Source organism: Streptomyces sp. SID11385 (assembly GCF_010548245.1).
Lineage (GTDB): Bacteria > Actinomycetota > Actinomycetes > Streptomycetales > Streptomycetaceae > Streptomyces.
The window spans coordinates 1-6,685 of the sequence record NZ_JAAGLR010000566.1; the positions used below are offsets into that span (position 1 = coordinate 1).

The 6,685-nt window shown below is 74.5% G+C and carries 5 protein-coding genes; 3 read left to right on the forward strand and 2 right to left on the reverse strand.

Annotation, left to right across the window (positions count from 1 at the left end):
• Window positions 1-80: 80 nt before the first annotated feature.
• Window positions 81-1,286 (reverse strand): cysteine desulfurase-like protein, encoded by a 1,206-nt coding sequence (locus G3I42_RS17265; RefSeq protein WP_164286972.1) that lies wholly within the window; start codon window positions 1,284-1,286, stop codon window positions 81-83.
• A gap of 226 nt (window positions 1,287-1,512) precedes the next feature.
• Window positions 1,513-2,232 (reverse strand): aspartate/glutamate racemase family protein, encoded by a 720-nt coding sequence (locus G3I42_RS17270; RefSeq protein WP_164286974.1) that lies wholly within the window; start codon window positions 2,230-2,232, stop codon window positions 1,513-1,515.
• A gap of 336 nt (window positions 2,233-2,568) precedes the next feature.
• Here G3I42_RS17270 and G3I42_RS17275 point away from each other — a divergent pair, with 336 nt between their 5' ends.
• From G3I42_RS17275 to G3I42_RS17285, 3 genes are read left to right on the forward strand one after another with little or no spacing between them, the layout of a single operon-like run.
• On the forward strand, window positions 2,569-3,924 hold the full coding sequence (locus tag G3I42_RS17275) for a cytosine permease (protein WP_164286976.1): 1,356 nt from the start codon (window positions 2,569-2,571) through the stop codon (window positions 3,922-3,924).
• Between the two features lie 53 nt (window positions 3,925-3,977).
• Window positions 3,978-5,540 (forward strand): hydantoinase/oxoprolinase family protein, encoded by a 1,563-nt coding sequence (locus G3I42_RS17280; protein WP_239096512.1) that lies wholly within the window; start codon window positions 3,978-3,980, stop codon window positions 5,538-5,540.
• On the forward strand, window positions 5,533-6,618 hold the full coding sequence (locus tag G3I42_RS17285; RefSeq protein ID WP_164286978.1) for a DUF917 domain-containing protein: 1,086 nt from the start codon (window positions 5,533-5,535) through the stop codon (window positions 6,616-6,618). Before G3I42_RS17280 ends, G3I42_RS17285 begins: the two co-directional genes overlap by 8 nt.
• The last annotated feature ends 67 nt before the right edge of the window (window positions 6,619-6,685 follow it).

Here is a 6,685-nt window from a genome sequence, read left to right on the forward strand (position 1 = left end):
CGCCGGACCGCCCCGCCCGCCCCAGCACGTACCGAGCGGCGGCGCGTACGCCTGCCGCGCCCCCGTTCACCGCCCGCGCGTCACGCGACCAGCTCCGCCAGCGCGGCCACCAGCCGGTCCACGTCCTCGTCGTTGTTGTACGGCGCCAGGCCGAGACGTACGCCTCCCTCGGTGCCGAGACCGAGCACCCGGGCGGCTTCCACGGCGTAGAAGGAACCGGCGGGCGCGTCGATGCCGCGGTCCGCGAGGGCGCGGGAGATCTCCGCCGGGCCGCGGTGGGCCATGGTGAAGAGCAGGGTCGGGGTGCGCCGCGCGGCGCGCGAGTACACCGTGACGCCGGGCAGCGCGGTCAGCGCCGTCTCGATGCGGGTACGGAGCCCGTCCTCGTGCTCCTCCACGGCGGCGAAGGCCCGCGCCAGCCGCTCCCGGCGCGTCCCGGTCGCGGGGCCGGGGGCCAGGCCCGCGAGGAAGTCGACGGCCGCGCGGGCCCCGGCCAGCAACTCGTACGGCAGCGTGCCCAGTTCGAAACGCTCGGGCACCGCGTCCGTCGAGGGCAGGAGCTTGTCCGGGTGGAGGCCCTCCAGGAGTTCGGGGCGGCTCGCGAGGACGCCGAGGTGCGGGCCGAGGAACTTGTACGGCGAGCAGACGAGCGTGTCCGCGCCGAGCGCGTCGAGGTCGGTGAAGGCGTGCGAGGCGGAGTGCACGGCGTCGACGTGGACGTGCGCGCCGGCCTCGTGCGCGAGGCGGGCGACGGCCGCGACGTCGGGGCGGGTGCCGATCAGGTTGGACGCGGCCGTGAACGCGACAAGACGCGTGCGCGGGGAGAGCACCGCCGCCACGCTCTGCGGGCTCAACTCGCCGGTCTCCGGATCGAATTCGGCCCAGCGGACGGTGGCTCCGCGCGCTTCGGCGGCTTGCGCCCAGGGGCGGATGTTCGAGTCGTGGTCGAGACGGCTGACCACGATCTCGTCGCCGGGCGCCCAGGTCTTGGCGAGCGTGCGGGACAGCTCGTAGGCGAGCTGCGTGGAGCTGCGCCCGAAGACGGTGCCCCGGGGCACCGTGCCGAGCAGGTCGGCGAGCGCGGAGCGGGCCTCGGCGACGAGCGTCTCGGCCCGGCGCTCGCCCTCGGTCGTGGTGCCCCGGTTGGCCAGCGGCGCGCCGAGCGCTTCGGCTATCGCGTCGATCACCGGCCGCGGCGTCTGCGTCCCGCCGGGCGCGTCGAAGCGGGCGGTACCGGCGGCGAGCGCCGGAACGGCGGCACGTACGGCGGAAATGTCGAGGGCCATGCGGGTACTCCTCCTGGAGACGAGACGTACGGGACAGCGCGGTACGGGGCTGCGGACGGACCGGCCGGCCGGTCACGGTACCCGCGCGCGCCCCACCCCTACCCGTGCGCGCCCCGACCGCACGCGGGGCGCCCCCGCCCGTACGCGGAACGCCACCGCCCCGCGCGAGACGGCCCTACCCCGCGCAGACCGCCCCCGCCCCGCGCCACACCCCAACCGCCCCCCCTCACCCCTCCCGCGTCTTCGCCGGCGGCGCCATGTACGTGCGGCGGCTGGGGCGGACGCCGAGGCGGACCTGGGACTCCAGCCAGGTGACGGCCGCGCCGGTCGGGTCGACGACCGGGACGTAGGTGCCGTCCTCGGCGAGGCGGCGCTGGAGTTCCGCGGCGACGCCGAGCATGCCCGTGCAGCCCAGGACGACGACGTCGGCCTCGTCGGCGGCGAGCGCCGCGCGGGCCTGCGCGGTGAGCGCGTCCAGGAGCCGGTCGTGGTCGTCGAGGCCGAGTACCGGCAGGTCGACGACGCGGATCGGGCCGAAGCGCTCCGTCAGGCCGTACCGGCGGATCAGGCCGCGGAGCATGGGCAGGACGTTCGGCAGGACCGTGACGACGCCCGCCTTCTCGCCGAGCGAGAGGGAGGTGAGGGCGGCGGGCTCGAAGCCGCCGACGACGGGGATGTCGACGATCTCGCGGGCGGCGTGCACGGCGGGATCGGCGAAGCAGCTGACGAAGACGGCGTCGGCGCCGGATGCGGCGGCGTCCCGGACCGCGTCGAGGATGCCGGGCCCGGCGAGGGCCTCGTCGTACTCGGACTCGATGGACGCGGTGCCGCGGGTGATGCGGCGCACGTCGATCCGGGTGTCCGGGGCGGCCCAGTGGGCCACTTCCGCGCGGACGGACTCGGTGAACGCGTCGGTGATGACAGGCAGGACGACCGTGAGCTGCACAACGCCTCCAGGGCGGCGGGGTCAAGGTGCGCCCAGGTTGTCCGCCGCTCCCGGCACCGACAAGGTGCGTTCCGCCCTGCCCGCCGCCACCGGGTGTGCGCGAAGCACGGCCGCGAACCCCAGCCGAACCCCACGCCGTACCCCACGCCTTACCCCACTGGGCACTGTGCCCACCCCCGCCCGCAGCACAGTGCACTCCGCACGATGACCGCCCGTCCCCCGGCGCCTAGCCTCACGGCAACCACCCCCCGCCGCCGCCCCACCGCCACCGCCCGCCCCGCTTCACCCCCACGCCCCCCACCCGTCCCCCGCTCCCCACCGCTCCCTGGAGTCCTCATGGCGTCCTCCTCGACCGGGCACGACGACCACGCGCTCGCCCGGGTCCCCGCCGCGGCGCGCTACCACTGGTTCTCGGTGGCCACGCAGCGGTTCGGGCAGCTCAGCACGCTGGCGAGCTTCCTCATCGGCGCGACCCTCGGCTTCGGCATGACCTTCTGGAAAGCGGTCCTCGCGATCACGCTCGGCGCCGTCGTGCTGGAGGTCATGACGGTCTTCACCGGCATGATCGGCCAGCGCGAGGGACTGTCGACCTCGGTGCTCGCCCGCTGGACCGGCTTCGGCGCGGGCGGCGCCTCGCTGATCGGGCTCGCCATCGCGATCAGCGCGATCGGCTGGTTCGGCATCCAGAACGCGGTCTCGGCCGACGGCCTCGTCGATCTCGTCGGCGGCCTGCCCGCCTGGGGCTGGTCGCTGGTGTGCGGGGTCGTCATCACGGCGATCGTCGTCTACGGGGTCGGGTCGATGGCGTGGGCCGCGTACGTGACGGTCCCCGCGTTCCTCGCGATGGCCGGCTGGTCCATCGCGGTGGAGCTGTCCAAGCACGACCTGGGCGCCCTCACCCACGCCTCGCCCGCCGGTCCGCCGCTGTCGCTGCTGGAAGGCACCATGATCGTGGCGGGCGGCTTCATCGTGGGCGCGGTCATCACCCCGGACATGAGCCGCTTCAACCGCACTTCCGGCGACGTCGTGAAGCAGACGGTCGTGGGCATCAGCGTCGGCGAGTACGGCATCGGGCTCATCGGTGTGCTGCTCGCGCTCGCGCTGCGCACCAACGACGTCATCGCGATCGTCACCTCGACGTCCGGCTTCCTCGGCACGCTCATCATCGTCGCGGCGACGATCAAGGTGAACGACTGGAACCTGTACGCCGCCTCGCTCGGCGTCGTCAACTTCGTCGACCAGACCTTCGGCAAGCGCGTCGGCCGCGGCCCCGTGACCGTCGTCATCGGCCTGCTCGGGACGGTCCTCGGCGCGGTGGGCGTACTGGACAGCTTCACGGGATTCCTGAACCTGCTCGGTGTCCTCTTCCCGCCGATCGCCGGGATCATGATCACCGAGTACTTCGTGGCCCGGGTCTGGCGCCGCGACCTGGACGACAGCCGCGCTGCGGGCACGCTCCCCGAGCGCGCGCCGGTCTGGGTGCCCGCCTCGCTCGTCGTCTGGCTGATCGCGGCGCTGATCGGCGAGTACGTCGACTGGGGACTGCCCTCGATCAACTCGGTCGTCGTGGCGATGGTGTTGTACGCGCTCGCCGCACGGCTCGGTCTGGTGCGGGGCTTCGGCGCCTCCCGTACGTTCCGCGAGGCACCCCTCGCCGCGCGGGCGCCGGCCCTGCCGGAACGGTCCGCCTGACCCCTCGGGCGGCCCCCGGGGACCGGCCCCGTACCCCACAGAAAGGAACCCCCATGCTGCGACTGGGTATCGACGTCGGCGGCACCAATACGGACGCCGTGCTGATCGACGGCGACGACGTGCGCGGTGCCGTGAAGGCGTCCACCACGGCGGATGTCACGGGCGGCATCGTGACCGCCCTGCGCGAGCTGCGGCAGGCGACGGGCTTCGACCCGGCCGCCGTCGACGCCGTGATGATCGGCACGACGCACTTCATCAACGCGCTCGTCGAGGGCGAACGCCTCGCGCCGACCGCCGCGATCCGCTTCGGGCTGCCCGCCACCCGCGCCCTGCCGCCGCTGGTCGACTGGCCCGGGCGGCTCGCCGCCGCGGTCGGCGGCCACGGCTACCTGTGCCAGGGCGGTCACGAGTACGACGGCAGCGAGATCGCCGCGTTCGACGAGGCCGAGTTCCGGGCCGTGCTCGACAAGGCGGTCGAGGCCGGGGCCACCTCCTTCGCGCTGTCCTCGGTGTTCTCGCCGGTCAACGGGGAGTTCGAGAACCGCGCCGCCGAGATCATCGCCGAGCAGCTGCCCGGCACGCCGGTGAGCCTGTCGCACGAGATCGGCCGGATGGGACTGCTCGGCCGCGAGAACGCCACGATCGTCAACGCCGCGCTGCGCGACCTCGCCGACCAGGTCGCCACCGGCCTGACCCGTACGGTCGCCGAGGCCGGCATCGACGCGCCGGTGTTCCTCAGCCAGAACGACGGCACCCTGATGGACGTCGACTACGCCCGCCGCTACCCGGTGGCCACCTTCGCCTCCGGCCCCACCAACTCGATGCGCGGCGCGGCGTTCCTCTCCCGCCTGCCCTCCTGCGCGGTCGTCGACATCGGCGGCACCACGAGCGACGTCGGCATCCTCCAGAACGGCTTCCCGCGCGAGGCGTCCGCGGACGTCGCCGTGGCGGGCGTGCAGATCAACTTCCGGATGCCCGATGTCCTCTCGCTCGGGATCGGCGGCGGCAGCCACGTCGTACGGGACGGGACCGGCGCCGCGGTCGGGCCCGCGAGCGTGGGCTACCGGCTCGGCCGGGAGGCGCTCGTCTTCGGCGGCTCGCGGCTGACCGCGACGGACATCGCGGTCGCGGGCGGGCGCGCCGAGGTCGGTGACCCCTCGCTCGTCGCCCATCTGGAGCGGTCGTTCGTGGACGCGGCGCTCGCCGAGATCGACGCGCGCCTCGCGGAGGTCGTCGACCGGATGCGGGTCTCGGCCGAGCCGGTGCCCGTCGTCGCCGTCGGCGGCGGCTCGATCCTCGTACCGGAGGACCTGGCCGGCGCCTCCCGCGTCGTGCGCCCCGAGCACTTCGCCGTCGCCAACGCGATCGGCGCGGCCATCGCGCAGGTGGGCGGCGAGGTCGACCGCGTGTACTCGGTCGTGCCCGAGCAGCGCGACGCGGTCATGGACGCGGCGCGCGAGGAGGCCGTGGACCGGGCGGTCGCCGCGGGCGCCAGGCCCGGGTCCGTCGAGATCGTCGACGTCGAGGAAGTACCCCTGGCCTACCTGCCCGGCAACGCGACACGCGTGCGGGTCAAGGCCGTCGGAGAGCTGAGCCTGGGAGGCCACGATGCGTGAGATCACCGCCGAGAACCTGCCCGACCTCGCGCGCGGTGCCGCCGTCCTCGGCACCGGCGGCGGCGGCGACCCCTTCGTGGGCCGCCTGCTCGCCCAGGAGGCCATCAAGAAGCACGGGCCCGTCCGCCTGGTGAGCGTCGACGAACTGGACGACGACGCGTACGCCATCCCCACCGCCTACATGGGCGCCCCGACGGTGATGCTGGAGAAGCTCCCCGCGGGGCACGAGACCACGGCGGCGCTGCGCGCGGTCGAGTCCCTCACGGGGCGGACGGCCACGCACACGCTGTCGATCGAGGCGGGCGGCCTCAACTCGCTGATCCCGTTCGTCGCCGCCGCCGAGACCGGGCTGCCGCTCATCGACGCCGACGGCATGGGCCGCGCCTTCCCCGAGTTGCAGATGCTGCTGCCGACGCTCGGCGGGGTGCGGGCGTCCCCGATGGCGGTCGCCGACGAGCGAGGCAACTCCGTCGCGCTGCGCACCCCGGACAACGCGTGGGCCGAGCGCCTGGCCCGCTCTCTGACCGTCGAGATGGGGTGCAGCGCCGCCGTCGGGCTCTACGCGCTGACCGGCCGCCAGGTCAAGGACCACACCGTGCACGGCACCCTCACGCTGTGCGAGGAGGTCGGCCGCACCATCCGCGAGGCACGGGAGCGGCACGAGGACCCCGTGGCGTCCGCCGCCGGGGTACTGGGCGGGCGGCGCGTGTTCACGGGCAAGGTCGCGGACGTCCAGCGCGCCACGGCGGGCGGTTTCGCGCGCGGCTCGGCGCGGCTCACGGGTCTCGGCGACGACAGCGGCGCGGTGCTGGAGCTGGCCTTCCAGAACGAGAACCTCGTCGCCGTGCGCGACGGCGAGGTCGTGGTGAGCGTGCCCGACCTGATCTGCGTCCTCGACAGCGACAGCGGCGAGCCCGTGACGACGGAATCGCTCCGCTACGGACTGCGCGTCAGCGTCCTGGGCGTCCCGTGCGACCCCCGCTGGCGCACCCCGGAGGGGCTGGCGCTCGCCGGACCGGGGTACTTCGGCTACGCGCACCCGTACGTGCCTTTCACGGCGGATGCGACGACGGGCTGACGGCGGAGCGGGCCGGGGGCCGACGGGCGAGGGCGGGGCGGGCCCGGCGGACGGGCCCGGCCGCGTG

What these genes read in the sequence shown, in the direction of transcription:
- G3I42_RS17280 (WP_239096512.1), top strand. Translation starts at nt 3,978, where the DNA reads ATGCTGCGACTGGGTATCGACGTCGGCGGCACCAATACGGACGCCGTG.
- G3I42_RS17265 (WP_164286972.1), bottom strand. Translation starts at nt 1,286, where the DNA reads ATGGCCCTCGACATTTCCGCCGTACGTGCCGCCGTTCCGGCGCTCGCC.
- G3I42_RS17275 (WP_164286976.1), top strand. Translation starts at nt 2,569, where the DNA reads ATGGCGTCCTCCTCGACCGGGCACGACGACCACGCGCTCGCCCGGGTC.
- G3I42_RS17285 (WP_164286978.1), top strand. Translation starts at nt 5,533, where the DNA reads ATGCGTGAGATCACCGCCGAGAACCTGCCCGACCTCGCGCGCGGTGCC.